The 25085-nt window shown below is 65.3% G+C and carries 22 protein-coding genes and 5 pseudogenes; 13 read left to right on the forward strand and 14 right to left on the reverse strand.

What is annotated here, in order from left to right:
* Window positions 1–209: 209 nt before the first annotated feature.
* A pseudogene (locus EBE87_RS22590) lies at window positions 210–419 on the reverse strand (IS6 family transposase); the annotation flags it as partial.
* A gap of 529 nt (window positions 420–948) precedes the next feature.
* Between EBE87_RS22590 and EBE87_RS22595 the strand changes: the two are divergent.
* The 5 genes from EBE87_RS22595 to EBE87_RS22615 are packed head-to-tail and all read left to right on the forward strand — an operon-like array spanning window position 949 to window position 6168.
* A complete protein-coding gene (locus EBE87_RS22595) occupies window positions 949–2214 on the forward strand; it encodes a sensor histidine kinase (RefSeq protein WP_158611665.1) in 1266 nt (421 codons plus the stop codon).
* The gene (locus EBE87_RS22600; protein ID WP_120640662.1) at window positions 2211–3530 is read left to right on the forward strand and encodes a sigma-54-dependent transcriptional regulator; all 1320 of its coding nucleotides are present in this window, start codon (window positions 2211–2213) and stop codon (window positions 3528–3530) included. Before EBE87_RS22595 ends, EBE87_RS22600 begins: the two co-directional genes overlap by 4 nt.
* 28 nt (window positions 3531–3558) lie before the next feature.
* Window positions 3559–4008: a tripartite tricarboxylate transporter TctB family protein gene (locus tag EBE87_RS22605; protein WP_120640663.1), complete on the forward strand. Its 450-nt coding sequence runs from the start codon at window positions 3559–3561 to the stop codon at window positions 4006–4008.
* A complete protein-coding gene (locus tag EBE87_RS22610) occupies window positions 4008–5528 on the forward strand; it encodes a tripartite tricarboxylate transporter permease (protein ID WP_120640664.1) in 1521 nt (506 codons plus the stop codon). Before EBE87_RS22605 ends, EBE87_RS22610 begins: the two co-directional genes overlap by 1 nt.
* 13 nt (window positions 5529–5541) lie before the next feature.
* The gene (locus EBE87_RS22615; RefSeq protein ID WP_120640665.1) at window positions 5542–6168 is read left to right on the forward strand and encodes a DedA family protein; all 627 of its coding nucleotides are present in this window, start codon (window positions 5542–5544) and stop codon (window positions 6166–6168) included.
* Window positions 6169–6455: 287 nt separating this feature from the next.
* On the opposite strand, the pseudogene EBE87_RS22620 reads toward EBE87_RS22615, so the two are convergent.
* From EBE87_RS22620 to EBE87_RS22655, 8 genes and pseudogenes are all read right to left on the reverse strand, one after another.
* Window positions 6456–6881 (reverse strand): annotated as a pseudogene (locus tag EBE87_RS22620) (Na+/H+ antiporter NhaA); the annotation flags it as partial.
* A 286-nt stretch (window positions 6882–7167) separates the two neighbouring features.
* Window positions 7168–8784: a M20/M25/M40 family metallo-hydrolase gene (locus EBE87_RS22625; protein WP_233560158.1), complete on the reverse strand. Its 1617-nt coding sequence runs from the start codon at window positions 8782–8784 to the stop codon at window positions 7168–7170.
* Window positions 8785–9022: 238 nt separating this feature from the next.
* Window positions 9023–9295 (reverse strand): annotated as a pseudogene (locus EBE87_RS22630) (transposase); the annotation flags it as partial.
* A gap of 279 nt (window positions 9296–9574) precedes the next feature.
* Window positions 9575–10408: an oxidoreductase gene (locus tag EBE87_RS22635; RefSeq protein WP_120639483.1), complete on the reverse strand. Its 834-nt coding sequence runs from the start codon at window positions 10406–10408 to the stop codon at window positions 9575–9577.
* 121 nt (window positions 10409–10529) lie between these two features.
* Window positions 10530–11543 (reverse strand): zinc-binding alcohol dehydrogenase family protein, encoded by a 1014-nt coding sequence (locus tag EBE87_RS22640; protein WP_120639485.1) that lies wholly within the window; start codon window positions 11541–11543, stop codon window positions 10530–10532.
* 119 nt (window positions 11544–11662) lie between these two features.
* Complete coding sequence (locus tag EBE87_RS22645; RefSeq protein ID WP_120639482.1) at window positions 11663–12436, reverse strand: alpha/beta fold hydrolase; 774 nt, start codon at window positions 12434–12436, stop codon at window positions 11663–11665.
* Window positions 12437–12472: 36 nt separating this feature from the next.
* Window positions 12473–13606 carry an L-dopachrome tautomerase-related protein gene (locus EBE87_RS22650; protein WP_120639481.1) on the reverse strand — a complete coding sequence of 378 codons (1134 nt, stop codon included), beginning with the start codon at window positions 13604–13606 and terminating at the stop codon, window positions 12473–12475.
* 107 nt (window positions 13607–13713) lie between these two features.
* A complete protein-coding gene (locus tag EBE87_RS22655; protein ID WP_120639480.1) occupies window positions 13714–14598 on the reverse strand; it encodes a LysR family transcriptional regulator in 885 nt (294 codons plus the stop codon).
* A 92-nt stretch (window positions 14599–14690) separates the two neighbouring features.
* Between EBE87_RS22655 and EBE87_RS22660 the strand changes: the two genes are divergently transcribed.
* The 8 genes from EBE87_RS22660 to EBE87_RS29955 all read left to right on the forward strand — a co-directional run bounded on the left by EBE87_RS22660 (window position 14691) and on the right by EBE87_RS29955 (window position 20301).
* Window positions 14691–15215 (forward strand): cupin domain-containing protein, encoded by a 525-nt coding sequence (locus EBE87_RS22660; RefSeq protein ID WP_199707582.1) that lies wholly within the window; start codon window positions 14691–14693, stop codon window positions 15213–15215.
* 41 nt (window positions 15216–15256) lie between these two features.
* On the forward strand, window positions 15257–16249 hold the full coding sequence (locus EBE87_RS22665; RefSeq protein ID WP_120639478.1) for a zinc-dependent alcohol dehydrogenase family protein: 993 nt from the start codon (window positions 15257–15259) through the stop codon (window positions 16247–16249).
* Window positions 16250–16566: 317 nt separating this feature from the next.
* Window positions 16567–17322, forward strand: coding sequence for a glycine betaine ABC transporter substrate-binding protein (locus tag EBE87_RS22670; RefSeq protein ID WP_120639477.1), 756 nt, complete (start codon window positions 16567–16569; stop codon window positions 17320–17322).
* Window positions 17319–17816 (forward strand): RidA family protein, encoded by a 498-nt coding sequence (locus EBE87_RS22675; RefSeq protein ID WP_120639476.1) that lies wholly within the window; start codon window positions 17319–17321, stop codon window positions 17814–17816. Before EBE87_RS22670 ends, EBE87_RS22675 begins: the two co-directional genes overlap by 4 nt.
* A complete protein-coding gene (locus EBE87_RS22680; RefSeq protein WP_199707580.1) occupies window positions 17807–18220 on the forward strand; it encodes a cupin domain-containing protein in 414 nt (137 codons plus the stop codon). Before EBE87_RS22675 ends, EBE87_RS22680 begins: the two co-directional genes overlap by 10 nt.
* Window positions 18221–18276: 56 nt before the next feature.
* Entirely contained in the window at window positions 18277–19188 is a 912-nt protein-coding gene (locus EBE87_RS22685; protein WP_199707578.1) for an alpha/beta fold hydrolase, read from the forward strand.
* Window positions 19189–19624: 436 nt separating this feature from the next.
* Entirely contained in the window at window positions 19625–20089 is a 465-nt protein-coding gene (locus EBE87_RS22690; RefSeq protein ID WP_120639474.1) for a nuclear transport factor 2 family protein, read from the forward strand.
* A gap of 44 nt (window positions 20090–20133) precedes the next feature.
* Window positions 20134–20301: a TetR/AcrR family transcriptional regulator gene (locus EBE87_RS29955; protein ID WP_267898274.1), complete on the forward strand. Its 168-nt coding sequence runs from the start codon at window positions 20134–20136 to the stop codon at window positions 20299–20301.
* A gap of 143 nt (window positions 20302–20444) precedes the next feature.
* Here EBE87_RS29955 and EBE87_RS22700 read toward each other — a convergent pair whose 3' ends face one another.
* The 5 genes and pseudogenes from EBE87_RS22700 to EBE87_RS22720 all read right to left on the reverse strand — a co-directional run.
* A complete protein-coding gene (locus EBE87_RS22700; protein WP_120639473.1) occupies window positions 20445–21110 on the reverse strand; it encodes a UPF0149 family protein in 666 nt (221 codons plus the stop codon).
* Between the two features lie 188 nt (window positions 21111–21298).
* Window positions 21299–22882 (reverse strand): annotated as a pseudogene (locus EBE87_RS22705) (ISL3 family transposase); the annotation flags it as partial.
* Between the two features lie 112 nt (window positions 22883–22994).
* Window positions 22995–23174, reverse strand: a pseudogene (locus tag EBE87_RS22710) (transposase); the annotation flags it as partial.
* A complete protein-coding gene (locus tag EBE87_RS22715) occupies window positions 23173–24144 on the reverse strand; it encodes a TIGR03885 family FMN-dependent LLM class oxidoreductase (protein WP_120639472.1) in 972 nt (323 codons plus the stop codon). The gene EBE87_RS22715 and the pseudogene EBE87_RS22710, both read right to left, overlap by 2 nt.
* Before the next feature lie 204 nt (window positions 24145–24348).
* Window positions 24349–25085, reverse strand: a 737-nt coding sequence (locus EBE87_RS22720; protein WP_147465044.1) for an NAD(P)/FAD-dependent oxidoreductase, incomplete at its 5' end; no start/stop codon positions are given.

Consider the following 25085-nt stretch of genomic DNA (forward strand, 5'->3'; position numbering starts at 1 on the left):
CGAGGCTGACATCAGCAGGTTCAAGCGCATCATCGGCGGCGCGCTGCGTTCACGCACCGACGAGCGCCGTGCAACCGAGGTGGCCGTCACTGTCAGGGCGCTGAACCGTATGCTTGAGCTTGGGCGACCGGAGTATGTCCGTATCGCGTGACCGCGCATGCGCCGCGGATCACTGCGCTTGCAAGCTGATCCATGCAACGCAGTCGCAGCCGACGGCGGATCTGGTTGGCAAAAGCCTGGCCGAACTTACGGCCCCACTGCCGCAGTGTCTCATGGCTGACGACGATGCCGCGGAAGGCCAGCATTTCCTCCACCATCCGCAAGCTGAGGGGAAAGCGGAAATAGAGCCACACCGCCTGGCTGATGATCTCGGACGGGAAGCGATATCCGGCGAAGCTGGGGCAGGCAGGTGCGGTCATCCCACCCGACTACCCGGAGGTGGAACGCTCGGGCAAGCTGGCGGCCGGCCAACCTGACGGTGCCAATCCACCTGCTGAACGCAAAGGCGCGGCGGGAGGCAGGGCTAACGTTCGCTGATGATGTTCAGGATTCTGAACAAATACTGGTGGAAGCGTTCGTAGATCTCAACATCTCTCCTGACCCCTAGCGCCGAAGTTGTTGACTTTGCTTGCTCTCTGCTCTGGCAAAGGTCTTGCACAGTGGCCGCCGATGTACGACGCCAAGGCCCTACCGCAGTTATGCATGTCAGCTGCCCCCCAACAGGCGGCAGGTGCACAAGCTGCGACTGACCGGCAGAGCTTTGCTGCGCCGGTTGGACACGGACCCGCCGGAGCATGCCTGACGTCCATGATTCCTCACCTTCGTTCGCTTCCCCTGGCCGTGCGGCTGCCGCTCCTGGCAGGGCTGGCGGTGTTCATCTCCTCTGTTGGAACCACACACCTCGCCCTGAACTTCATGCAGCGGGAGCTAAACAGCAGTGTGGCCCACATGGCTGATGTCTACATCGACAGCCTGGCTGGCACCGCCCTGCCCTGGCTGCGCGCTGGCGACATCGCGGGGCTGGAGGCTGCGCTGGAGCGCAGCATGGGCTTCCAACGTGGCGTCAGCGACCTGGCCATCATCGTGGCTGATCCGAGCGGTCGCGCCTTGGCCCATGTTGGTGAGCCGCAGGGCCGCCCGCCTGTAGGCCTTGGGCAGGGCGGCTCGCACTGGTCGCTCAACTCCGCCAACGACACAGCTTGGGTACAGCGGGAGCTGATGCTGGATGAGGAGGTTGTGGCGCTGGTGGCGGCGCAACTCGCTTTCCCCGAGCAGGCCAGCCGGCAGCGCCACGTGACCTGGATGCTGGCGGTGGCCGACCTCGTGCTGGCCACGCTGGCCGCTGGCCTCGCCATGTTGGTGGCGCGCCGGCTGATGCAGCCCTTCCTGGCCCTGAGGGTGGCACTGCACCGTGCCGGTGCCGGGCGATTCGAACCCCTCCCTCTAGCCCCGCGTGACGCCGAAGCCAACCAGTTGGCAGAAGCCTTCAACCTGATGGCCGCTCGTCTGCGTGAGCGGGAGGAGCTGTCTGGCCGCTTGGCCGAACGAGAACGTGCCGCCATGCTCGGCCGCCTTGCCGCCAGCGTGGCGCACGAGGTGCGCAATCCGCTCGCCGGCATGTTGACGGCCCTGGAAACCGCGCGTCGTTTCGGTGACGACTCAGAAGTGCGCAGCCGGGCGCTTGACCTCGTAGAGCGAGGGCTGCGACAGATCGAGGCGGTGGTTCGCAGCACTCTCGCCACCTACCGGCAGGATGGCGAACGCCGTCCCCTCTCGGCCGAGGACCTGGAAGATCTGCGCCTGCTGGTCATGCCGGAGGCGCGACGCGGCCAGGTCGGGCTGGACTGGCACGTTTCTCTGCCGGAGCCCTTCCCCACTGATGCGCTGCGCCTGCGCCAGCTCCTCCTCAACCTGCTGCTGAATGCCGTGGCCGCCACACCGCCGGGCCGACAGGTCCGGCTGCGTGTGGACCGTGCAGCGGATGCACTCCTGACGGTCCGCGTTGAGGACGAGGCGGGCGGTCTGCCCGCAGAGGCGGAGCAGCGCCTCGCAGGCAGCGGCCCGGGCGCCACTGGCGGCGTCTCCGGTGGACTGGGGTTGGAAATCGCGGCGCAGCTCGCCGCCAGCCTGGGCGCCCGCATCAGGGTGGAGAATGTGACACGAGGCAGCCGTATCACGCTGGACCTGCCGGCCCGCGAGGAGGAGATGCCATGAGCCGGGTTGCCACCCCGCATTCCGTGGTGTTGATCGAGGACGACACGGTGCTGGGCGAAAGCCTGGTGCAGCGGCTGACGCTGGAGGGCATTGCCACCTTCTGGGCACGCACCGCGCATGAAGGCGAAGCGCTGCTCCGCCGCCAGCGGCCTACCCTGATCGTTTGCGACATCCGCCTGCCCGACGGCAATGGCGAGGCGCTGCTCACCCGGCTGATGCCGGAACTGGGCGGCACGCCCATCATCGTTGTCACCGCCTATGGTGACGTGGCACAGGCGGTGCGCCTGCTGCGTGCCGGCGCCGATGACTATGTGGAGAAACCCTTCTCGGCGCAGCTCCTGATCGACAAGCTGGCGGCCTACGCCGGCTGGGCGGCGCCCGCCCCGCCCGCCGCGGACATGGCCGGCTGGTCGTCGCCGGCCATGCGCACGCTGCGCCGCCACCTGCTGAAGCTTGGCCTCGTGGATACCACCGTGTTGCTCGGCGGCGAAAGCGGAGCCGGCAAGGAGGTGGCGGCACGTGCGCTGCACGACAATGGCAGCCGTGCCGCAGGCCCGTTCGTTGCCATCAATTGCGCGGCCATTCCCGCCGAACTGCTGGAAAGCCAGATCTTTGGCCATGAGCGCGGGGCCTTCACAGGTGCGATGGAGCGGCAGACGGGCCTCGCCGAGCATGCCGCCGGAGGCACACTGTTCCTCGACGAGGTAGCGGAACTGGGGCCAGCCCCACAGGCCAAGCTGCTGCGCTTGCTGCAGGAGCGGCGCTTCACGCGCCTCGGCGGACGGGAGGAGCTGCCGCTCCAGGCGCGTATTGTTGCTGCGACCAATGCCGACCTTCGTGAGCGCGTGGCAGAGGGCCGCTTCCGGGAGGACCTGTTCTATCGCCTCGCCGTGGTGGAACTGACGGTGCCGCCACTGCGTGAACGGCCAGAAGACCTCGGCGCGCTGGCAGCGCATTTCCTGCGCCACTTCGCCTCGGCCTTTGGGCAGGAAGAGCCTCAGCTTTCAGCGCCGTCTTTCGATGCCATGCTGGCACATCCCTGGCCTGGCAATGTGCGCGAACTGCGCAACCGTATCGAACGCGCCATGGTGCTGGCGGAGGGCACGCGGCTGGAAGCAGCCGACCTGTTTCCCGAATCCCAGGCGCAGGAGGCTCCGCCACTCTCGCTGGCCGAGGCCCGCGATGCCGCAGAGCGCGAGCATATCCGGCGCGTGCTGGCCCGTGCCGGCAGCCGCGTGGGCGAGGCAGCCCAGTTGCTCGGCGTCTCCCGCACCACGTTGTGGGAGCGGATGAGGCGCCTCGGCATCAAGGGCTGAAATTTCCGAGTTCAAAGGAGGAGCGCCGTTGAAAGGCACAAGAGACTATAATGATATCATCGGCGGTGCGCTGATGATGGCGGGAGGCGCGTGGTTCTCGCTCTACGCGATGAACTACAATCTTGGCACGCTGCGCCGCATGGGGCCCGCTTACTTCCCGCTCTGCATCGGCCTGCTGGTGATGCTTTTCGGCCTGCTGCTGCTGCTGCCTGCCCTCCGCCGGCCAGGCAGCATGCCACTTCCCGAGTGGCGGCCATTCCTGGCCATCTGCACTGCGGTTCTTGCTTTTGCGCTGACGGTGGAGCGCTTCGGCTTGGTGCCAGCCACCTTTGTTCTGACCGCTCTCGCGGCCTTGGCTGAGTTGCGCCCCAATCTGCGCCTCACCGCCGTCCTTGCCGTGGCGCTCAGCGCCATTGCCGTGGCCATGTTCACGCAGGGGTTGGGTATTCCCATTCCTGCCTTCCGTTGGAATCACTGATGGATATGTTCGCAAACCTCGCGCTGGGCTTCAGCGAGGCCTTCGCACCGCAGACTCTGCTCTACTGCTTCATCGGTGTCTTTCTCGGTACCTTCATCGGTGTGCTGCCGGGAATTGGCGCACTGGCCACCATCTCGATGCTGCTGCCGCTCACCTTCCATGTGCCGCCCACCGCGGCGCTGGTGATGCTGGCTGGCATCTACTATGGCGCGCAGTATGGCGGCTCCACTGCTTCCATCCTGCTGAACCTGCCAGGCACACCTTCGGCTGCCGTCGCCTGCCTCGACGGCTATCCGATGGGGCAGCAGGGCCGCGCTGGTGTGGCGCTGCTGATGACCACGGTGGCTTCCTTTGTCGGCAGCAGCCTGGGCATCATCATCCTGACGGCCTTCTCGCCGCTGCTGGCGGATGTGGCACTCTCCTTCGGCCCGGCCGACTACTTCGCCATGATGCTGCTCGGCCTGGTGGCTGCGGCGACCCTGGCGCAGGGATCGCCGGTGAAGGGCATCTCGATGGTGCTGCTGGGCTTGGCGCTCGGCATGGTGGGCACCGACGTGCAGACCGGCCAGCAGCGCTTCACCTTCGGCATCCCGCAGTTGTCCGACGGCATCAGTCTGGTGGCACTTGCCATGGGGCTCTTCGGAGTGGCCGAGGTCATTGCCTCGATCAACCGCATGCTTGTTGGACAGAAGGCAAAGGAAAAGATCACGCTGCGCTCCATGGTGCCGACCGCGCGCGACATGAAGGACTCCGCCCTGCCGATGCTGCGCGGCACGGGCGTTGGCGCCATCTTTGGCGCGCTGCCAGGTGCGGGCGCCACCATCGCCTCCTTCATGTCCTATGCCATCGAGAAGAAGGTGGCGCGTGATCCGAGCCGGTTCGGCAAGGGCGCGATCGAGGGTGTGACGGCTCCGGAATCCGCCAACAATGCCGCCGCCCAGACGGCCTTCATCCCGACGCTGACCCTGGGCATTCCTGGCGACGCGGTGATGGCGCTGATGCTGGGGGCCATGATCATTCAGGGCATTCAGCCCGGACCGCGCCTCGTGACCGAGCATCCGGAGCTGTTCTGGGGGCTGATCGCCAGCTTCTGGATCGGCAACGTCATGCTGGTGATCCTGAACCTGCCGCTGATCGGTATCTGGGTGAAGATGCTCTCCATCCCCTACCGCATCCTCTACCCAGCCATCCTGCTGTTCATCTGCATCGGCGTGTACAGCGTCAACAACAGCGCCTTCGACATCCTGCTGGTCCTGATCTTCGGCATCGTCGGCTATGGCATGATGCTGCTGAAGTTCGAGCCAGCGCCATTGATCCTGGGCTTCATCCTGGGCCCGCTGATGGAGGAGCACCTGCGGCGTGCCATGCTCCTCTCACGTGGCGACCCGATGGTGTTCCTGGAGCGGCCGATCAGCGCCAGCTTCCTGGCCGTTACCTTCGCGCTGCTCGCCTGGGCCATCTTCGCCCTGTTGCGGCAGCAGCGCGCCCAGCGCCGCGCGGCCCTGGCAACCAGCCTGTAGCCAAGGCGGCACGATGCAGGAGCGGATCATCGGCCCCTTCCTGGACTGGGTCTCCTACTACCAGGACTGGGCGGGGCCGGTGGCCTTCCTGCTGGCCTTCACCGAATCCCTGCCGGTAGTGGGGCTCTTCATTCCCGGCTCGGCACTGCTCTTCGCGGCGGGCATGCTGATCGTCAGCGGTACGCTGCCGGCATGGCAGGTGCTGCTGGGCGCTGGCCTTGGCGCAGCTCTGGGCGACAGCACCGGCTACATCATGGCGCGCCGCTGGGGGCCAGGGATGGTGCGCCGCCGCCTGCCGCGGCGCTATCGGCGGCTTTATGCCCGGGCGCGAATTGGCTTTCGGCGTTGGGGATTGTGGGCGGTGTTCCTCAGCCGCTTCTTTGCCCCGCTGCGCGCCTTCATTCCGGTAGTGGCCGGACTGTCAGGTATGCGGCACTGGCACTTCCAACTTGCCAACATCTCATCCGCCATGGTTTGGGCACCGTTACTGTTGATGCCTGGTCGGGTTGCAGGCTGGGCTATGGGACTGTTCAGCGAAATGGAAGGCTGGCCGAATGCGCTGCTCGCCAGCCTGGCTATAGTGGGTACAGCCCTGGTCGCTTGGCACCTGTTCCGGTTCCTGCGCAGAACTGCGCCGTAAGCCCTGCCCCCATATTCGAGGAGGCAGACCCGGCAGGAGTTGTCAGAACCGGCATCCCGCCCCACCGCAGCAGAAGAGCAGGGCCGGCACGCCTTCCCAACCTTGGGCTCAGCATGACGGAGTTCCTGGCCAATCCTGCGGCGCCACGCGCAGCAGGGCATAGCCCAGGAGCCCTGCGAGGAAGGAGCCGCCGAGGATGCCAATCTTCGCCTCCGCCTGCACAGCGGGTGACCGGGAAAGGCCAGAAGAGTCATGAACAGGCTCATGGTGAAGCCGCTTCCGCAGAGCAGCGCCGTCCCTGCCAGCTGGAGCCGCCTCGCATAAGCTGGCATGTCCGCCCGTCCGAGGCGGATGGCCAGCATGAAAAAGCCCATTACGCCGACCACCCTGCCGACCAGCAGCCCCAATCCGACACCAAGCGTAACAGGCGCCGCCAGCGCTTCGGCAGGCAGGCCCAGGAAAGGCACACCGGCATCGGCAAGCCCGAAGATCGGCACGATGAGGAAGCCGACAGGCAGATGCAGCTGCTCCAGCCGGTGCAGAGGGCTGCCGTGCCCCGCGTCCGGCCGCCCGGGCGTACCTTGCAAGGAGATCGTGAAGGCAAGGATCACCCCGGCGAGCGTGGCATGGACGCCGGAGCGGAGCACCAGCACCCAGAGCAGAAGCCCGAGAAGAAGGTAAGGTGCCAGGTGGCGCACGCCAAGCCGATTCATGGCGAAGAGCACAGCAACCACCGCGGCGGCATTGTCACGTTGTTTGGTGACCAGGCGAGTTTGGTGGCGCGACGCAGCCTGCGCGCCCGGTCACCAAACAACGTGACAATGCCCCCAGCATGGCTGCGAACACCTCGACCTGCAAACGATACAGCAGAACCTCCCGTCTCGCCCGAGGCGGTGGAGGCCCTGGCGCGCGACCAGGGCCTGATGGTGCTGCGCCGGATGACGGCGGCCGACCAACAAGCGCGGCCGGAGGCCTCCTAGAGCGGGATGGCGCTCTACGCTAAAGGGCCTCCCCGGCGCCGGTACCTTCCCGTGGTGTCGGAATGCACCATTCCTCTCCCCGCGGAGTGGAGACGTATTCCGGCCAGCGCAAGTCGACCGGCGGCTCGAAATCTTTAGGGAGAAGTGGTCCGACCCATTGCGTGCCGCCCACGCCGCCACCTGTACGTTCCCGGAACTCGGCCTGCGCTGCTTGCAGCGCGCCGGGCTTCGCAGCGAGATCCAGGAGGGTCAGCGCCATGGTGCGGCCAGCCACAAACATGCCCGGATCAACCGCGGCCGGCAGTCCACCCAGCGCGTTGTAAGCCCATGCTGGATAGGCATAGCCTGGCGTCGGCGGGCGCAGCCGGGGCCGAGCGGCCAGCAGCCGCACCGTTGGGCAATGCCAGGAATACTCGACATAGTCGTCAGCTGAGAGGTGCTTCTGCCAGGGCGGAAGGCCATCGCGCAGCTTCGCTTCATTCTCCTCGGGCGAGGTGAGGCGCGTAACGCCTGGGATGAACGGATCGGCCATCGGCTCCAGGCCCAACTCGCGTTGGATGGCCCGACCGAATTTCAATGCCTCCTCAGAATAGGATGGCGCGCCCACGGCCTGCAGATTGGCCCAGGTTAGCTCGGTCATTGCCGTGTTGGGCAGGCCGACCCGCGTCTTCGTCACCCATCGCACAAAGGCACCGCAGCCCGTTGTGGCCGCTACGTGCCGAGCATTGTTGGCCAGCACCTTCCAGATCTGCTCCTGAATTCCGAGCGACGAGGATCGCCAGGAATATTGGATCTGGCTGAAGCGTGGGGTGAGATTGTCCGAGGTGGCGCCGCCGTCGCCTAGAATGAACTCGTTCAGCGTCCAGGATCCGCTGTGCGGGAACATTGCCTCTTTTGTGTACTTTGTTGTGGTATACATCAGGCACAGCGCATCAACCGCACCCGGACAACGCGCGATGGCATGCGAGGCGTCAATCGGCATCAGGCGCGGGTCGACCCATTTCTCGGGTGCCTCAGCCTCGAAGCTGATAATGGCGCTCCAGTAGGCGCCGAAATGCGTCTCTCCAGTCACGGTGTTGCTGGGCCAGGGGTGCCAGACCACGGCGGCGTCCAGGCCATCGAAATAGCCCTTGGCGGCATGGATCGGCTTGGAGCCGCACACCTTCTCAGCCGGCTCGCCGAACAGCTTCAAGGTGCCAGAGACGCCATGCGCTTGCATCGCGGCCTTCGCCGCAAGGATGGCGGTCAGCGAGGCGGTTCCGAGAACAGAGTGCGGATCGGTATGCCCCGCGGCATAGGGATGCAGTCCTTCGCGCGGCGCCCGGTAAGGTACGACCTGCTGCGAATTACCAGGCACCGCGTCGTACTCAGAGAAGCTGGCGAGCACCGGCCCCTCCCCCTGCCCCCAGCTGGCCATGAAGGCGGTGGGCATATCACCGGAACCTTCCTCCACCACGAAGCCTTCCGCGCGCAGGATCTCCACATAGTGGGCGCGATCAGAGCGAAGGCCGCACGTAGGGCAGGTTCCGCAGGTCTGCACAGGATGGGCCGGGATGCTGATCAGATCGGGGCCGACTGCGACCTCATCCACCACCAAGCCGGGAGGCAACAAGGCACTCGGGTCGAGGTCGGGCATCGAGGGAGTCTCCGCGGAAGCAAGCCTCCCCAGAAACGTGGAACGAGCACGCATTCAGCGACAGAGCCCAATCGGACCCCACCCTGAATAACTCATAACCTGTTGGATCCGCTTGCAGATTAGGTTGTGTGCCGGGGTCCCGGTCGGCGCCGATTGGGACCCCGCCCTCTGAGCGAAATCAGCAGAAACCTCAAAGGTATAGGAGCAGTTTTCACGGGGTCACATTTGGACGTCTATTCACAGCGTCGGTGACAGCGCTGATCAGGTCCGGCGACACCTCGATGCCGTAGAGCTCGCGCAGATGGCCCACGATCGCCCGTGCGCTCATGCCGCCGGCATACAGCGAGATGACCTTGTCATCGAAGCCGGGGAAGCGCCGCGGGTACTTGGCGATCAGCTGCGGATCGCAGCTCGCCTGCCGGTCTCGCGGGATCTCCAGGGTCAGCTTGCCGCTGTCGGTCACCACCGACTTCTGGCCATAGCCATTGCGGCTGTTGCCTTCACCACCCTCGCCAGCCACGTGCTGACCATCCGCGGCGACAGTTATCGGCTGCGAGAGAAACGCCGCTCGGGGCTGCTCAAGGCAACACCCGCACCGGAACCCGCCGGGGCATCACAGTAGCGGAGGCGGCTGGGTTCTCAGTGTCGCCGGTGGCCGGGTTCCTGATGTCGCTTGATACACTCCCCCGCGCGCTATAAGGCGAACAGCGCGACGATGCCGGACAGCAGCCCCTGCACGATGATCTGCTCCGCCAGCAACCTGAGCTGGTGGCGCATCTGCGACTCGGGCTCAGGCCTCAAACCCGGTGTCGGTCGCTTGCGCCTCCCATGCCGCCATGTCGGCCTGAAAGGCAGCGAATTTGGCGCGAGCGCGGGCATAGGCGTCCTTGCCCAGCGGCAGGTGCAGTGGCGGCGAAGCCTCGTCGACCGCCTTTAACAGCACCGCGATCGCTTTTTGCGGATCGCCCGCCTGGCTGCCGTCGTCGTCTTCGCGATATTGGCGCGTCCAACCAGCGGTCTCGGCATAGGCCGGCAGGACGTTCGCTGCGCTGGCGATCGACCGGCCCAAGAAATCGGTACGAAACGCTCCCGGCTCGACGATGACGACCTTGATGCCGAACGGCTCCACCTCTTCGGCCAGCGCTTCGGACAGTCCTTCGACTGCGAACTTGGTTGCATTGTAGAGCCCAAATCCCATTCGACCAGTGATGCCGCCCACCGACGAGAAGTTGACGATGCGTCCACCGCCGCTCCGGCGCAGCGCTGGCAGCACCGCGCGCGTAGTCTCAATGAGACCAAACACATTCGTCTCGAACATCGGTCGGTATTCAGCGGGCTCGCTTTCCTCGACGGCGCCGACGAAACCGAAGCCAGCATTGTTCACCAGGATGTCGAGGCCGCCGAAACGTGCTTCCACCTCCGCCGCCGCTGCCGCCGCATCTCCGGCCTTGGTCACGTCCAGCGTCATTGCGTGGGCCGCGTCCGGATAGCGCGCCACGAGGTCACGAAGGCTCTCGGGATCGCGGGCGGTGATGATCGCCTGGTCACCGCGGGCGAGCACTGCTTCTGCAAGGATTCGGCCGAAGCCGCTTGAACAGCCTGTGATTAGCCAAGTCTTGGTCATTGGTCAGGTCCTATCGATCGGGAAAAGAAAGCAGGCGGATACGAACTGCATCGAACGGCGGTGCTGTGCCACGCGTCACAGACTGCCGAAGTGCTTGATTGTTCTTCTTTCCCCGGTGGGCTCAGAAACCGGCGAGCACGAGCTTGCCGACCGCGCGGCCGCTTTCGGCGGTGGCGTGCAGGCGCTTGAGGTTGGCGGCGTTGATCGGCGAGTCCTGCTGCGTCATCGTCGTCCGCAGCACGCCGCGATCCAGCAGTGCGGAGACCTCCTCAAGGATCTCATGCTGCGCGATCATGTCGGGCGTTTGGAAGGCGGCGCGAGTGAACATCAGCTCCCAGGCGACGGTGATCGACTTACGCTTCAGCTTGGCAATGTCGAACTGCTCGGGATCGTCGATCAGCGCCAGATGGCCTTGGGGCGCGATGATCTTGGGGAAGAGCGGCAGGTAGCGCTCGCTTCCCGTGAGGCTCGCGACATAGTCGACCTCCGGGATGGCGATGCGGGCGAGTTCCTCGTCGAGCGGCTTGTGATGGTCGATCACATGATGTGCGCCCATCTCCTGCACCCAGGCGATCGTCTCCGGGCGTGAGGCGGTGGCGATCACGGTCAAGCCGGTTAGCTTGCGGGCGATCTGGGTCAGGATCGAGCCGACCCCACCGGCGCCGTTGATGACCAGCAAAGTGCCCTGGCTGCGTCCCTCGCCATAGGGCACGCGTAGCCGGTCGAACAGCAGCTCCCAAGCAGTGAGCGCGGTCAGCGGCATCGCCGCGGCCTCGGCCCAGCCGAGCGAGCGCGGCTTGTGTCCGACGATCCGCTCGTCGACTGTGTGAAGCTCGGCATTGGCGCCGGGCCGGGTCATGTCGCCGGCATAGAAGACCTCGTCTCCGACCCCGAACAGGGTCACTTCGGAGCCGACCGCCGCAACCACGCCTGCGGCATCCCAGCCGAGGACCTTGGCGGCGCCTTCAGGCGGGGTCGCGCCGCCGCGAAACTTGGTGTCGGCCGGATTGACCGAGATCGCCTTCACGCGGACGATCAGGTCGCGCGGCCCCGGCTCGGGCGCAGGCAGTTCGAGATCCAGCAGCGCGTCTGCTCGGTCGATGCTGCCTGAAGTGTAATAACCGACGGCCTTCATGGAAAAGCTCCTCGTTGGATCGATGTGCTTGTGGTCGCCCACGCGGCTGCCTTGCTCCAGCACCAGCTTCGTATGAGCACCATGCACGGGTGAATGGCGGCACGTGGTGCCGCCATAAATCAGTCGACGGCAGCCTCGGCCGCGAGGATCACATCAGCCACTTCGGTCGGATGCGAGACCATCGCGCCGTGATCGCCTGCGATCCGGGTCACATGGGCGCCGATCTGCTTCGCCATCGCTTCCTGCATGGCAGGCACGATCATTTGGTCATGGGTGGTGAGCGCGAACCAGCTTGGCTTACCCTGCCAGCCGGCGTGCGTCACGGGCTGCCCAAAGGACGCGGTGTTGATCGGACCCTGCACCGCCGACATCAGCCCGCGCTCGGCCTGCGTAGCGCCCGGTGCGAAGAACTTGGCGAACCCCGTGTCACTCATGCGGGCATAGCCCTGGCCATCGACTTCGAGTGCGGAAAGACCAAGCGCCTGCGGAAAGCCCTTGCTCATATCGGCCACGCTCTCGCCCGGCCGGTTGGCGAAGGCTGCGACATAGACCAGTGCGCGCACCTTGGGATCGTTGCCGGCCTCGGTGATCACGGTTCCGCCCCAGCTATGCCCGACGAGCACCACCGGACCGGCTACGCGATCGATCGCGCGCTGCGTCGCGGACGCGTCATCGGCAAGCGAGGTGAGCGGGATCGACACGCTGACCACCGGCACGCCCTGCTTCTGCAGGAGGGGGATCACCTTGTCCCAGCTTTCGGGGTCGCCGAACGCGCCGTGGATAAGGATGACCGTGGGCTTGGCGGGTGCGGCCCCCGTGGTCTGGGCCAGGGCGGCAGTGCTGGCGGTGAGCGCAAGGGCAGTCAGCGCAACGGTAGGTACGAGCTTCTTCATGATAGTCATTCCTGTCGAGATGTTGGGCCGGGGAAATTAGTCGGGCAGGTCGATGCGGTAGAGCCGCACCGGCCATTCGCGCGGGCGATCGGCGCCTACGAAATTCGGCGAGCGATCCATTTGCGGGACCGGCAGCCAGAGCCGGCGGCGTTCGTCGATGAATGGAGCGTCGACCCAGTGGAGACGCGGGTCCTGAACGATGGTGGTGATCGTCCCGTCGGGCGCGCGGCGCTTGATCGCGTCGGAGCCGAGATCGCTGAAATAGAGGCTGCCGTCCGCGTCCATCGCCGTGCCGCCGACAGGCGGAAGATCGGCCCAGGGCTCGACATGCGCGGCGAGGTCGGTGGCAGTGAGCGCGGCGTCGTCGAGGTAGCGCGTCTCGATCCTCGACCACGGCCCTTCCAGCGGCGCATAATGGAGCCAGCGGCCATCAGGGCTAAGCTCAAACGGGTCGGAATGGACCCGCAGCGGCGTGCTGTCGGCAGTGCGTAGCACCTGGCCGGACAGCACAATATCTCGGTCGGCAGGTGCGGTCACCGAAAGATGGCCGTCGAGCACGCGGCGGGCAGCGCCGGTCTCGAGGTCCAGAACGATCAGCCCCGGTCGGCCCGCATCGGTGAGATAGGCGTGGCGCCCGTTAAGCCGGACATCGTCGACATAGCTGCCGGGCAGCGCGACGTGCGACGCGAAGGGATAGATGCGCACGACGCGGTCGGTGGCCAGGTCGATCTTCACCAGCTTCGCGCCGCCTGGGATCGGATCGCCGCCGAAATCCGGCGCACCGGTATCGACCACCCACAGCGTGCCGTGGCGATCGAAATGGATCGCGTTAACGTTGACGAAGGCACGTGCCGGGTCGCTGCCGGGGCGCCAGCGGTTCGAGGCGGCATCCGGATAGGGGCGCACGGCCTCGCCGCTGACGATCCCGACGGCCGGTCCGCTGGAGCCGGTCCAGCGCGGCCCGGCCACGAACACGCGCTCACCCGCTACGGCAACTCCGTTCCAGACCATCGAGGCGCTCTCGGCAGCGACCGTCAGCGCAGGCGCCGGAGCGGATTGCTGCGCCATGGCCGCCGCCGAGAACAGCATCGCGGCGGCGGAAGCCATCGACAGGAGGGCGCTACGGTGAGCGAAGCTTCGGCGAATCCGGGCGGGTGTCGGAAACGGCATGATCGGGCTCCTCGTCTGACGGGAGCAAAGATCGTCGCTTCAATTTCGATCGGCCACGGCCAACATGGCATGACCGTCATTCAATTCTGAATGCATAATCGGGACGGCTAGAGCGGGTCGCTGACGGCCTCGGACAGATGATCCACAAGCGCGCGCAGCCGCCGCAGCCGCTTCAGGTCGGTGTGGTAGCCCAGCCAGATTTCCCGCCCGGGCAAAGGCTCGTCCACTTCAAGGCGAGTCAAGCCGAGCTGCTGTCCCATAAGGCTCGGCAGCACCGCCAGTCCGGCCCCGCGGGCGCAGGCGGTCGCCTGCACCTCACGACTGTTGCTGCGGACAGCGAAGCGCGCCCGCGGAAAGCGCCGACGCAGCCAAGCAACGTCGGCCAGCGCGTCGAACTGCGTATCCATGCCCACCAACGCATGTCCGTCACCGTCGTCTGCCGCTTCGGGCGCGCCGCGCTCCGCCAGATAGGCGGGCGAGGCGAAGAGATCGTAACCGATATGCGTGAAGCGCCGCTGGACAACATCCGGCGCGTCGAAGGGCAGCAAGCGGAACACCAGGTCCGCCTCCCGCCGGTCGAGGCTGAGCAGGCGGAAGTCGGCGACGATCTCGATCGTGACCAACGGATGCAGGAGGCTGAAGGCGGCAGTGGCCGGCGCCAGCACAAGATTGGCGAACCAGTCGGACGAGGAGATGCGGAGTTGGCCCTGTAACTCGCCGTCATTGCCGGCGAACTGCCGCTGCAGCGCGAGCGCTTCCTCCTCCATGCGCTCGGCATGCCGGAGCATGGCTTCGCCCTCGTCCGTCAGGCGAAAGCCGGTGGGCGTCCGCTGGAACAGGGCGCAACCGCATACCTCCTCGAGCGATCGGAGCCGCCGCCCGGCGGTGGGCTGGCTGAGGCGGAGTTGCGGCGCAGCGGCGGTGAGCGTGCCTGCGCGTGCGATCGCGAGGAAGAGGCGCAGGTCGTCCCAGTCCAGGCGTGCATGGTTCATGCGCTGATGAATAGCATCCGTGCGAAACTGGCGGTAGCTAATCATAGGTGAAGCGCTGAGATTCTTCGCAGCTGGAGAGGTCCTCCGGATCCGTGGAGAAGCCGATGCGAAATCGATTGCTCGCCCTTTTACCGATCGCCCTCGCGGCATGTTCGGCAGCGCCCGCCTTCGCGCAGCTTGCGCCGGCCCAATCCACCCCGCCGGCGGTCACGCCTGCGCCGGGCCGGGGCGTCATCCCCAGCGTCAGCGCCCATAATGCGGCCGCGCCGATGCTCTACGATGTCGGTGCGCAGCCGATCGAGCAGGTGTCGCCGCTGATCCAGCGGCAATATCTCAGTGGGAGTCAGTCGACGATCGTCAAATGGACGGTGGAGGCCGGCGCGGTCTTTCCGCTCCACCACCACGCCAACGAGCAGATCACCTGGATCACCCAAGGCCGGTGCGAAGTCTTCTCGCAGGAGAACAGATATGTGCTCACCGCCGGCTCGGTGCTGATCATCCCGCCGAACGTGCCGCACGAGTTCCGCTGCACCGAAGACAGCATCGATATCGATTTCTTCGCCCCCGCCCGACAGGACTGGGCGGACGGCGCGCCCTCCGTCGCGGCTAGGCCGTGACTCGCCCCCTTCACCATGACCCATCCAAGGAGAAAAATAGTATGGCTGAGAACATGCGCGCCGCCGTCGTCGAGGAGCATGACGGTCCCTTCCGCATCAAGAACCTGCCCGTCCCCGTGGCGCGGGCGGGCGAGGTGCTGGTGCGGATTTATGCGAGTGGCGTGAACCCGCTCGACACCAAGATCCGCGCCGGCCGCGCCGATCACGCCCGCCACCCGCTCCCTGCCGTGCTGGGCATCGATCTCGCCGGGACAGTCGAAGCCGTCGGCGCCGGCGTGTCTCAGTTTGAGGCCGGCGACGAGGTCTTTGGTATGACGGGCGGCGTCGGTGGCCATCAGGGCAGCCTGGCCGAGTTCGCGTCGGTGGATGCCGCGCTTCTCGCCCCCAAGCCCGCGCGCCTGTCGATGCGCGAGGCCGCCGCGGTGCCGCTGGTCTTCATCACCGCATGGGAGGGTTTGGTCGATCGCGCTGACGTCCAGCCTGGGCAGACCGTGCTGGTCCAGGGCGGCGCCGGAGGCGTCGGACACTTGGCCGTCCAGATCGCCAAGGCGCGCGGAGCCGAGGTCTATGCGACGGATATTGCAGAGCGTGCCGAGTTCCTGGCGGGCCTCGGCGCCACGCCGATCGACCGCGACATGCCGGTCGAGGACTATGTGGCGCACCACACCGGCGGGAAGGGCTTCGATCTCGTCTATGACACGGTGGGCGGTCCGGTGCTGGACGCGTCCTTCCGCGCGGTTGCGCGCTTCGGCCATGTGGTGAGCTCGCTCGGCTGGGGCACGCATGCGCTCGCCCCGCTATCGTTCCGTGCCGGCACCTATTCCGGCGTGTTCACGCTGCTGCCGCTCCTCACAGGTGAGGGACGCGCGCATCATGGTGAGATACTGCGCGAGGCGGCCCAACTGGTGGAGGCTGGGCTACTGGTCCCGCAACTCGATGAACGCCGCTACACGCTCGCTGAGGTCGCCGACGCCCATGCCGCCATCGAGGAGCGGACCGCACGCGGCAAGCTGACCATCGATCTGATCGCCTAGGTCTCACGCGGGTGTCGCGGGTTCGTGTAGCTTCGGCGCCCGCCTGAAGTTGGTGATCAGGCGATGGGAGCTAATGCGGTTTCGCATATGCTCCTCCAGCCGAAGCGTGATCTCACGCGGTCCTTCGCTGCGCTTCTCAGGAGCATCTCCCGCTCCGAGGGGCTACTCGAAATCCCCTCGTGCACGCCGGGTGGCCTCCACAACTGACCCGCGCTCCCCGCCTACTCAGTCATTCATAATCGCATGCCGAACATGCGAAGCTGACTGTGGCCCTGCAGACCCTGTGCGCCAATCTTGGCGCTTGAGGAGACCATCGCATGAATGGACCCATACGCGTCGGTCACATCGACCTGAGCTTCCATGCCGCTTCAGCCCACGAGGTGGAGCGGGTGCTTTCCGCTCATGGCCACGCGATCACTCGAAGCGCAGCCCCGCACGAGGAGATGTTCCGCCGCCTCGGCTGTGGCGAGGTGGACTTGCTTGTCTCAGCTTGGCTACCCGCAAGTCACGGCGCTTACCTTGCACCCATCGAGGGGGATGTCCGCGAGCTTGCAACTATCTACGAGCCCTACTGCATCTGGGGAGTGCCCGACTATGTTCCCGAGGGGGCCGTAGCCGAAATCGCCGACCTCCTCAGCCCATCGGTCCTCGATCGTATGGAGCGGCTGATCCAGGGCATTAATCCGGGAGCGGGCATCAGCCGCTTTTCACAGGCGATCGTGGACCAATACGGGTTGGCGGCGGCAGGCTATGAATTCCGCACCGGTACAGAGGGTGCCTGTTTCCGGCGGTTCATACAGGCGGTCGAGGTGAAGCGCTGGATCGTTATCCCGCTCTGGCATCCACAATGGTTGCACGCTCGCTACCGGATACGCGCTCTTCGTGAACCCAGAGGTCTTTTGGGCGGACAGGATCGGGCCACGGTGCTCGTTCGTCGGGACGCCGAGCACCGCATTGGTGAAGCCGCCCTTGAAGCGCTGTCGCGGCTCCACCTTGGCAACGAACGGGTCAGCCAGCTTGACGACGATCTTCAGCACGGCTCGACCGCGCCGCACCCGCAGACGGCAGCATGAACCATTTAAGCGCCATATCTCCCGGCACGGTGGAACGCGAACTCGCTGCGCTCGGCCTAACGTTACCCGAGGCGCCGCCGGCAGTCGCGGACTACGAGCCCTTCTCGATCGTGGGCACCATGGTCTACACCTCCGGCCAGCTTCCTTGGGCCCCGGATGGTAGGCTCGCCTACCGCGGGAAGATCGGGCAGGAACTCACCTTGGAGCAGGGTTATGCCGCGTGCCAGCTGTCCGCGCTGTTCGGGCTCGCTCAGGTTGCGAAGGCGGCAGGATCGCCGGACAGGATCGTGCGGCTGGTGCGCGTCGAGGGCGTGTTGAACGTCGCGCCCGGCTTCATCGAGACGCCCCGGGTACTGGACGGCGCCTCTCATCTGTTCAACCGGGTGCTTGGAGATCGAGGTCGCCATTCCCGCGTCATCGCGACCAACCCCGAGCTACCGCTGGATTGTGCTTGTCTCGTCTACCTCTGGGCGGAGATACTGCCATGCCACTGACTGCTGTGAAGGTGCACGGGTTCGCCGACGCGCCGGATGACTGGACTAAGGAAGCGCTTCGAGAACTCGAGGCGAACCAAGATAACGGTCGTGTCGGCCAGCAGCTTGTGTCGGAAACGCCGCTCGTGCGGGTCTGGATGATCAACTTGGAGCCGGGGGAGCGTCTCCCGTTTCACCGGCATGTCCTCAACTACTTCTGGACGGCACTGCTACCCGGCCGAGCGCGATCGCGTTACGGCGACGGCAGTGTCCGGCTGTATGAATATGAGCGTGGTGAGACCCTTCACCTGCACTTTCCCGGCGGATCGTCGATGGCGCATGACCTGACCAATATTGGCGACACTCCAATCGCATTCGTGACGGTCGAGTTTCTGGACAGCCCCAATCGGCCTCTGGGGCTCTGATATTCCCGAGATGGATGAAGTTCGTAGCCACACGAGACGAGAGCCCGGAGGTTCAGGTGATCAACCAGGAAGCGGTAGAGCTGCGGAGTGTCCACACGAACTCGCTCGAGCTGGCAGTGGAGATGGCGGGGCCGGCGAACGGGCCGGCGGTTCTCCTGCTGCATGGCTGGCCTGACAGCCCGCGAACGTGGGATCGGATGCTGCCCACCTTGCACATGAACGGCTTCCGCACCTTCGCTCCATATCTGCGCGGCTGCGGGCCGACCCGTTTCCGCAGCGAGGCCATGATGCGATCAGGCCAGCTGTCGGCACTCGGCCGGGACGTACTCGAGGCTGCCGACGCGCTCGGACTTGAGCGTTTCTCGGTCGTTGGTCACGACTGGGGTGCGCGAGCGGCCTACATAGCAGCCAACCTAGCGCCGGAGCGCATCGACTGCTGTGCCGCCATGTCGGTGGGGTGGGGCACCAATGGGCCGGACCAGCCGCTCTCCCTATTGCAGGCGCAGAACTACTGGTACCACTGGCTCATGGCGCTTCCACGCGGTGAAGCCATGGTCCGCGCGGAACGGGTCACGCTCACGCGCTACATTTGGGACATCTGGAACCCCGGTTGGACCGTCGCTGACGCGGAATTCGCCGCGACGGCAGCATCGTTCGACAACCCCGACTGGGCCGATGTGGTGCTCCACTCATATCGTGTGCGCTGGGGGCTGGCCGACGAGGACCCCAGCTGCCGCGACATTGAGCGACAGCTCGCCGAAACACCGACGATCCGGGTGCCAACGCTTGTACTGCATGGCAAGAGTGACCCCTGCAACGCCCCATCGACATCCGAGGGTAAGGAGGGGCTGTTCGGCGGACCTTATGGCCGGGTCGCGCTTCCAGGTCTGGGTCACTTCCCCCACCGTCAGGCTCCTGAACTCGTTCTCGCGCACTTGGTGCCGCTCCTCCACAAGTGGGCCTCCTAAGCCGTCGAGAAACCGATGGTGGATGGATAGCTCTCGACCAAGCCGTAGCGCCAACGGCCCGGGCGGGCGATAAGAGGTGGAGCATGGCGGTATCCAACGGTTCTATAGTAGTACGAACGGCGACACGTATCGGGGCCGGCCTAACCCACCGGGTCTGTATCTTCGTCATCCTGATACGGCATCATCAGGACACGCACCCGGCTTGGCTTCTTGGTCATTTTATTCTTCTTTGATTGGAGGATTTCTGATGCAGTCCAGACCTTGCCAGTTCGCTTAGGCGCCGGATCGTGCCAACGCTGAAGGATAAGGGGAGCACGTCAACGAGTTTTGAGAAAAGATCGGCCGGCCATACCGGCCGCTCCACTGTGCGGTAAGCGGCGTTGATGCTTCAACAGCTAAGCGACCGATCAGTACAAGCCAGCTTGCAGGTGCAACTATGTCTCGACCGCCATTTCCTCCCTTCTCCTCTGAAACAGCGGCGCAGAAAGCCCGTATGGCTGAAGATGCCTGGAACAGCCGCCACGCGGAGAAGGTGTCGCTGGCTTACACGCCCGATAGCATTTGGAGGAACCGGAGTGAGTTCCTGTCCGGCCGAGACGCGATCGTTGCCTTCCTGACGCGCAAATGGACGAAGGAGCTGGACTACCGCCTTCTAAAGGAGGTCTGGGCGCACGCCGGCAACCGGATCGCAGTGCGGTTCGCTTACGAGTGGCGCGACGCTAGCGGCGGGTGGTTTCGATCCTACGGCAACGAGAACTGGGAGTTCGATGACGCCGGGCTGATGGCACTGCGCATCGCCTCCATCAACGACCTTCCGATCGCGGAGAGCGAGCGCAAATTTCACTGGCCGCTCGGCCGTCGTCCGGACGATCACCCCTCGCTCAGCGATCTCGGCCTCTGAACGCGAGGCGTGCCCTTACTGATCGTGCTGACGCCCTGCCATCTCTGGCGGAGGCGTTTCGCGAGCCTGGCTTCGAGGGTGCGAGCTTGTCGATCCTTTCCAAGGCGACCGGGCTCCGTGAGGGCAGCCTCTACAACTTCTTTCCCGGCGGGAAGGAGGAAATGATGGAGGCCGTCGTCGCGGACATTGACCAGTGTGTTGATTGCCACTGAGACCTGGGATCTCCCGCATTTCCCGTGCTGCTGGGGTGGCAGGCACAGCGCCTGAGGCACAGGTTGTTCCTCGCTGTTAAGGCTTGCCTATGCTCAAGTATCTGCTGTCCCTGATCACGTCGGGCTTCGGCTCGCGCTGGGGATCAGCCTTTGCCACAGCAGAACTTGAACTTGCGGCCTGAGCCACAGGGACAAGGTGCGTTGCGCCCGATTTTCGGAACGCGGCCATAGGTGCGCCTGGCTTTCCAGAACTGGGTGATGGCGGCAATGCAGGGGGCAATCATATCCGGCGCTTCGACAAGCAACGCGTCGAGACGTTCATCATCAATTTCGAGATCAAGATTGTCTGGATCCTGCGCCAGGATGAGGATCGGCATCATCAGCGGGCTGGCGTCCCGGTGGCTGAACAGCGGATCCCAGGCGGCGGGTCGGAGGCTGATGGCTTCCAGGAACCCTTTGGCCCAGAAGTCGGCGATCACCTCTCCTGCGGTGTCCGTCAGGAACAGCGGCTCGAGGGGGCCTGCCTCATCCCGCAGCGTGTGGATGATCCCGTTGTAGCGCGCCATGATGGCCCCGAGCACGGTCTCCGCCTCGGCAGCGTCCGCGAACACCGGCTCCTCGCCTCCCCAGATGACAGGCAGCCATTCGCTGGGCATGATCATGTGCGGGCCGGCCACAATGCCGGTCAGGAACCCATCGAGTTCCGACAAGCCCATCGCATCCTCAGGCGCATGATCCGAGTTGAGCCAGGCCTCAAGCAGGTCGAGCTGCGGCGACCCGGTCCCCGACGGCGGCGGCGCTTCTGCCATGGCTCCCCTCCGGTGTCTGCAGGCACAGCCTATTCCTGACGCGCAGGCGGGTCACGGACGAAGGTTCCAGGACAGCAGATCGCGCTCCGGCTGTCGGGACGGCTTGGCAAGGCGTTCAGCCGGGCGTGTTGATGGCCGTTGGGAATTGGGCTCTCCCGCATATCTTGTTCCGCTGGATGAGGGTCATGCGCCTGGAGGGCGCGGGCACGGAGGAGTGCAAAGCCCGCGCGGCCGTACATGGTGCGCTTGATCATCTTGAGCCGGTTGATCTGGCCCTCGACAGGGCTGGTACTCCAGGGCAACTCGAGTGCGGCTTGCACAGCCGCGATGTCTTTGCGCAACTCGGCGACAAAGCTCGCGAGAGGGGTGGCAACGGCCTCGTCCGATACCGCATTGAGCCTGTCGTCGCTCTGCCGCCGCAGCAGGCGGGCGATGCGCTTCGCGACAGCCACTGTTGCTTGCAGCACGGGTACTTCGCCCAGCAGGCGCATGACGAAGGCGCGGTCCAGTTCAGTGGGTATTTCGCCGTTCGCCATCAGCAAGCGCGTGGCGCGGCGAGGCGTGGGTGGCCGCCAGGTAGGATCTCCGGTTAGTGCAGGGCGTGGGCATGCGACGGGCTCGGTCCTGCGTCTCTCGGTGGCCCAGGCCCTGACCACCGAGGGGCGACCTGCAAAGCCACTGCGCACCAGTTCCCGCCACAGCCGGGCAGCGTTATGGCAACCCTCGGTCCAGCGCCGCTCCAGAACGGCGCGATGGCGATCCAGGATGCTGCCGCGCCGCGGCATAGGCCAGCTTGGGGCAGCTCCAGCCCGCAGCCAGCGATGCAGCGTCTTGCGATCGGCACCGAGCTGGCGGGCCACCTGACTGATGGAAGTGCCCGCCGCGTGCAGGCGGGCGGCCTCCTTGTAGCGTGCCTGCCGTCAAGGATGTCTCGCCTCCTGGCATTGCCGGGCTGCTGAGGGCATGGCCGGGACGGCAACATCGGCCGCCACGTCCTTGCCGATCTGCCGGATCACAGCATGATGGCGCTCCACCACCGCCTCGACGGCACCGCCAAGGTTGCGGAGCAGGTGCCAGCGGTCGGCGACCTGCACCGCATCGGGCGCGCCCTGGCGAGCACCGTCGGCATAGGCGCAGGCCCGATCACGGGCGACGATCGTGATGCCAGGATGCCGCCGCAGCCAGTCCCTCAGCGTCTCCGCCTGCCGGTCTGGCAGGAGATCGAGCACCCGGTTCCGCTCCAGATCAACGAGAATGCTGCCGTACCGACGGCCGCGGCGCCAGGCCCAGTCATCGACCCCGAGCACCCGCGGCGGTGGACTGGGCTCCGAGGACGGGTTCTGCCGGCGAGGCATGCGGAGCAACGTGTCTGCGCTGATGGGAACAGCCAGTCGCATCGCGAGGCGCGCGCCGGCTTCGCCGCCCAGGGCCAGACCAAGGTGCCGCTGGAGATCGTCCAGCCGGCGGGTGCGGCGTGCCGCAACGGCCGCACCTTCGACCAGGCGCTCGGCAAAGGTTTGACGCTGACAAGCTGGGTTCTGGCATCGCAGCCTGCGCGCCTGGATCTGCAGGGTCACCGGGCGGCCCTGCCAAGGCAGATCCTGCAGGTGGCGCTCATGCCGGCTGTGCACCACCGTTGACGGGGCGCCGCAGTCTGGGCAGGCCGCCTTGCCGTCGCGAGAGGCGGCCACGATGACGAGGCCGCCCGGCGCCGGCAGGATCTGCCGGACCAGCAGCCCCTCCGGGATCAGGGGCAGCAGATGCTTGAGCATGACAGATCTCAAGAGTGAGGGACAACCAGTGCCTCATCTGCGTCCCCGACGCTGCACCTGCCATCCAGCAGCACGGAAAGTGCGGGAATTCCCGGCTCTCAGTGGCAATCAACACGACGAGCTTCACGCCTCGCAAACCGCGGCGGGTCAGGGAACGCAGAAACTCGAGCCAGAAGGCTTCCGCCTCCGAGGCCCCCACCGCCATGCCCAGCACCTCGCGGCGGCCATCCGTGTTGACGCCCAACGCGATGGTCACCGCGACCGATACGACGCGTCCCGCCTCCCGGACCTCAGTCTCGCAGCGCCGGCAGGACCTTCTCGCCGAAGGTGTCGATGAAGCCGCGCTGATCCGTACCGACTTGGTGCAGGTCGATACTATCGAATCCGAGCTCAACACATTCAGCAAGCCAGCTCGCATGGCGAGCTGGATCGGCCGAGATCAGGACGGCTTCTCGCATGTCCTCTGGCCGCACGAATCGCGCGGCGGTCTCAAACTGTTGTGGCGTACGGAGCTCCCAATTTACATCGCCGCCTAGCAGATTGAAGCGCCATTGCTCATGAGCCTGCCGTAACGCCTCCTCCTCCGAGGCGGCCCAGCTGACATCTGCCTTCAGATAGATGGGCTTGCCTTCGCCACCACCGCGACGGAACGCCTCAATGGTTCGCCTGAGCGCCGCGGGGCGGGTTCCAACTGTCAACAGCCCATCGGCCCAGCCACCAAGCCATTCCGCTGTTGCCTCGCTGGTGGCGGCGCCAACAAGACGAGTGGGTTGCTCTGGCCGTGACCAGATGCGAGCGTCGACCACCGAGACGCGGCCGCGATGGGTGACCGTCTCGCCAGCCAGCAGAGCACGGATGATCTCCGCGCCTTCCTTTAGACGGGCGTTTCGCTCGGCCTTCTCGGGCCAAAGCTGCCCGGTAGTCGCCTCGTTGACTGCCTGGCCGCTGCCCAGAGCCACCCAGGGAACCCTGCCGGGGAACATCTGGCCGAGTGTCGCAATGGCCTGCGCCAGGACAACGGGGCTGTAGCGCCAGCCTCCTGGCACACTGATGACGCCGAAGCTCAGCCGCTTCGTGGCCTGGAGTGCGGCGCCTAGCCAAGCCCAGGCAAAGCCGGAATGGCCCTGTGCTGGTGCCCAGGGCTGCAGGTGGTCGGACGAGAACGCTGCGTCGAACCCTGCGTCCTCGGCACGCCGAACCAGGTCGAGGAGATCACCTGGAGAGAACTGCTCGTGCGAGATATGATAGCTGAACTGCGTCATCGTCTGCCTTCTTGAGCGACGCGAGCGCGCTTCCAATGACGTTCGCCCACAATGTCGACTGGTCTAAAGCACGACTGATCTCGGTCTATACCGGCCAGCACCAGCCTCCATGTCAGCTCAGCAGTCGTCGCAGCAGATCTGCGCCAGCGCGCGAGGCCGCAGAATAGGCTACAATCCAGCGTCGGAACAGGTTGCTGTGCCTTCTCACTCCTCTGCTCCACCAGGTTCTTCCTCAGTCGGTAGTTCGCAGTGATTGTGGATGTGAGTCGCAGCGATGGCGGAATGGCCCATGGCCACTACGATCTGGTCAAGGCCGCGCACAATCGCTCCGGCCGCGTAAAGCCCCGGAACAGTGGTTTGATTGTGGTGATCAACGATAAGCGCGCCGGTGTCATCGTGCTGAGCACCCAGGGCTAATGCAAGGCCGGTACGAAATCTGAGGCCGAGTGCCGAGTAGAGAACGTCAAAGCTCATATTAGCCCCATCAATACGCAGCGCCGCAATCCGGTCGTCTCGGATCTCCAGCGCATCAATGGGGCTTTCAACAACCTTTATTCTGTGTTCTTCCACTCGTTGTCTTTGCTTCTGATCAAGCTCCATCCGCTTCCCTAAAGTCAGCAGGGTGACGTCGTCAGAGTAGGTCCGCGCAATGAAGATGGCCTCGCCAAGACCGTGAGTTCCATGTCCGATAATCGCAATCTTTTGGTCACGAGCCTCGTAACCGTCACAGATGGGACAGTAGCGGACCAAACCACGCTGCACAGCATCAGGCAGCTCCGGAAAGTTCGGCTCGATGTCCTGTGCGCCTGTTGCAAGCAAGACCCGACGCGCTCTGATCTGCTGCCTCCCGCTGTCCTTCGATTCCACGGTCGCGATGAAGCTCCCAGATTGTTTCTGAAGATCGGCAATCAGGCCTTTAGCGATCCGGGCGCCATAACGTT

The sequence above is a fragment of the Teichococcus wenyumeiae genome, from assembly GCF_003696345.1.
GTDB classification, from domain to species: Bacteria; Pseudomonadota; Alphaproteobacteria; order Acetobacterales; family Acetobacteraceae; genus Pseudoroseomonas; species Pseudoroseomonas wenyumeiae.

Bases quoted from the DNA above. Each gene is read 5' to 3' on its own strand.
- EBE87_RS22655 (WP_120639480.1), bottom strand. From the start codon at position 14,598: ATGAACCATGCACGCCTGGACTGGGACGACCTGCGCCTCTTCCTCGCG.
- EBE87_RS22615 (WP_120640665.1), top strand. From the start codon at position 5,542: ATGCAGGAGCGGATCATCGGCCCCTTCCTGGACTGGGTCTCCTACTAC.
- EBE87_RS22650 (WP_120639481.1), bottom strand. From the start codon at position 13,606: ATGCCGTTTCCGACACCCGCCCGGATTCGCCGAAGCTTCGCTCACCGT.
- EBE87_RS22640 (WP_120639485.1), bottom strand. From the start codon at position 11,543: ATGAAGGCCGTCGGTTATTACACTTCAGGCAGCATCGACCGAGCAGAC.
- EBE87_RS22595 (WP_158611665.1), top strand. From the start codon at position 949: ATGGCTGATGTCTACATCGACAGCCTGGCTGGCACCGCCCTGCCCTGG.
- EBE87_RS22670 (WP_120639477.1), top strand. From the start codon at position 16,567: ATGAATGGACCCATACGCGTCGGTCACATCGACCTGAGCTTCCATGCC.
- EBE87_RS22600 (WP_120640662.1), top strand. From the start codon at position 2,211: ATGAGCCGGGTTGCCACCCCGCATTCCGTGGTGTTGATCGAGGACGAC.
- EBE87_RS22625 (WP_233560158.1), bottom strand. From the start codon at position 8,784: ATGCCCGACCTCGACCCGAGTGCCTTGTTGCCTCCCGGCTTGGTGGTG.
- EBE87_RS22645 (WP_120639482.1), bottom strand. From the start codon at position 12,436: ATGAAGAAGCTCGTACCTACCGTTGCGCTGACTGCCCTTGCGCTCACC.
- EBE87_RS22700 (WP_120639473.1), bottom strand. From the start codon at position 21,110: ATGGCAGAAGCGCCGCCGCCGTCGGGGACCGGGTCGCCGCAGCTCGAC.
- EBE87_RS22680 (WP_199707580.1), top strand. From the start codon at position 17,807: ATGCCACTGACTGCTGTGAAGGTGCACGGGTTCGCCGACGCGCCGGAT.
- EBE87_RS22665 (WP_120639478.1), top strand. From the start codon at position 15,257: ATGGCTGAGAACATGCGCGCCGCCGTCGTCGAGGAGCATGACGGTCCC.
- EBE87_RS22690 (WP_120639474.1), top strand. From the start codon at position 19,625: ATGTCTCGACCGCCATTTCCTCCCTTCTCCTCTGAAACAGCGGCGCAG.
- EBE87_RS22610 (WP_120640664.1), top strand. From the start codon at position 4,008: ATGGATATGTTCGCAAACCTCGCGCTGGGCTTCAGCGAGGCCTTCGCA.
- EBE87_RS22715 (WP_120639472.1), bottom strand. From the start codon at position 24,144: ATGACGCAGTTCAGCTATCATATCTCGCACGAGCAGTTCTCTCCAGGT.
- EBE87_RS22635 (WP_120639483.1), bottom strand. From the start codon at position 10,408: ATGACCAAGACTTGGCTAATCACAGGCTGTTCAAGCGGCTTCGGCCGA.
- EBE87_RS22675 (WP_120639476.1), top strand. From the start codon at position 17,319: ATGAACCATTTAAGCGCCATATCTCCCGGCACGGTGGAACGCGAACTC.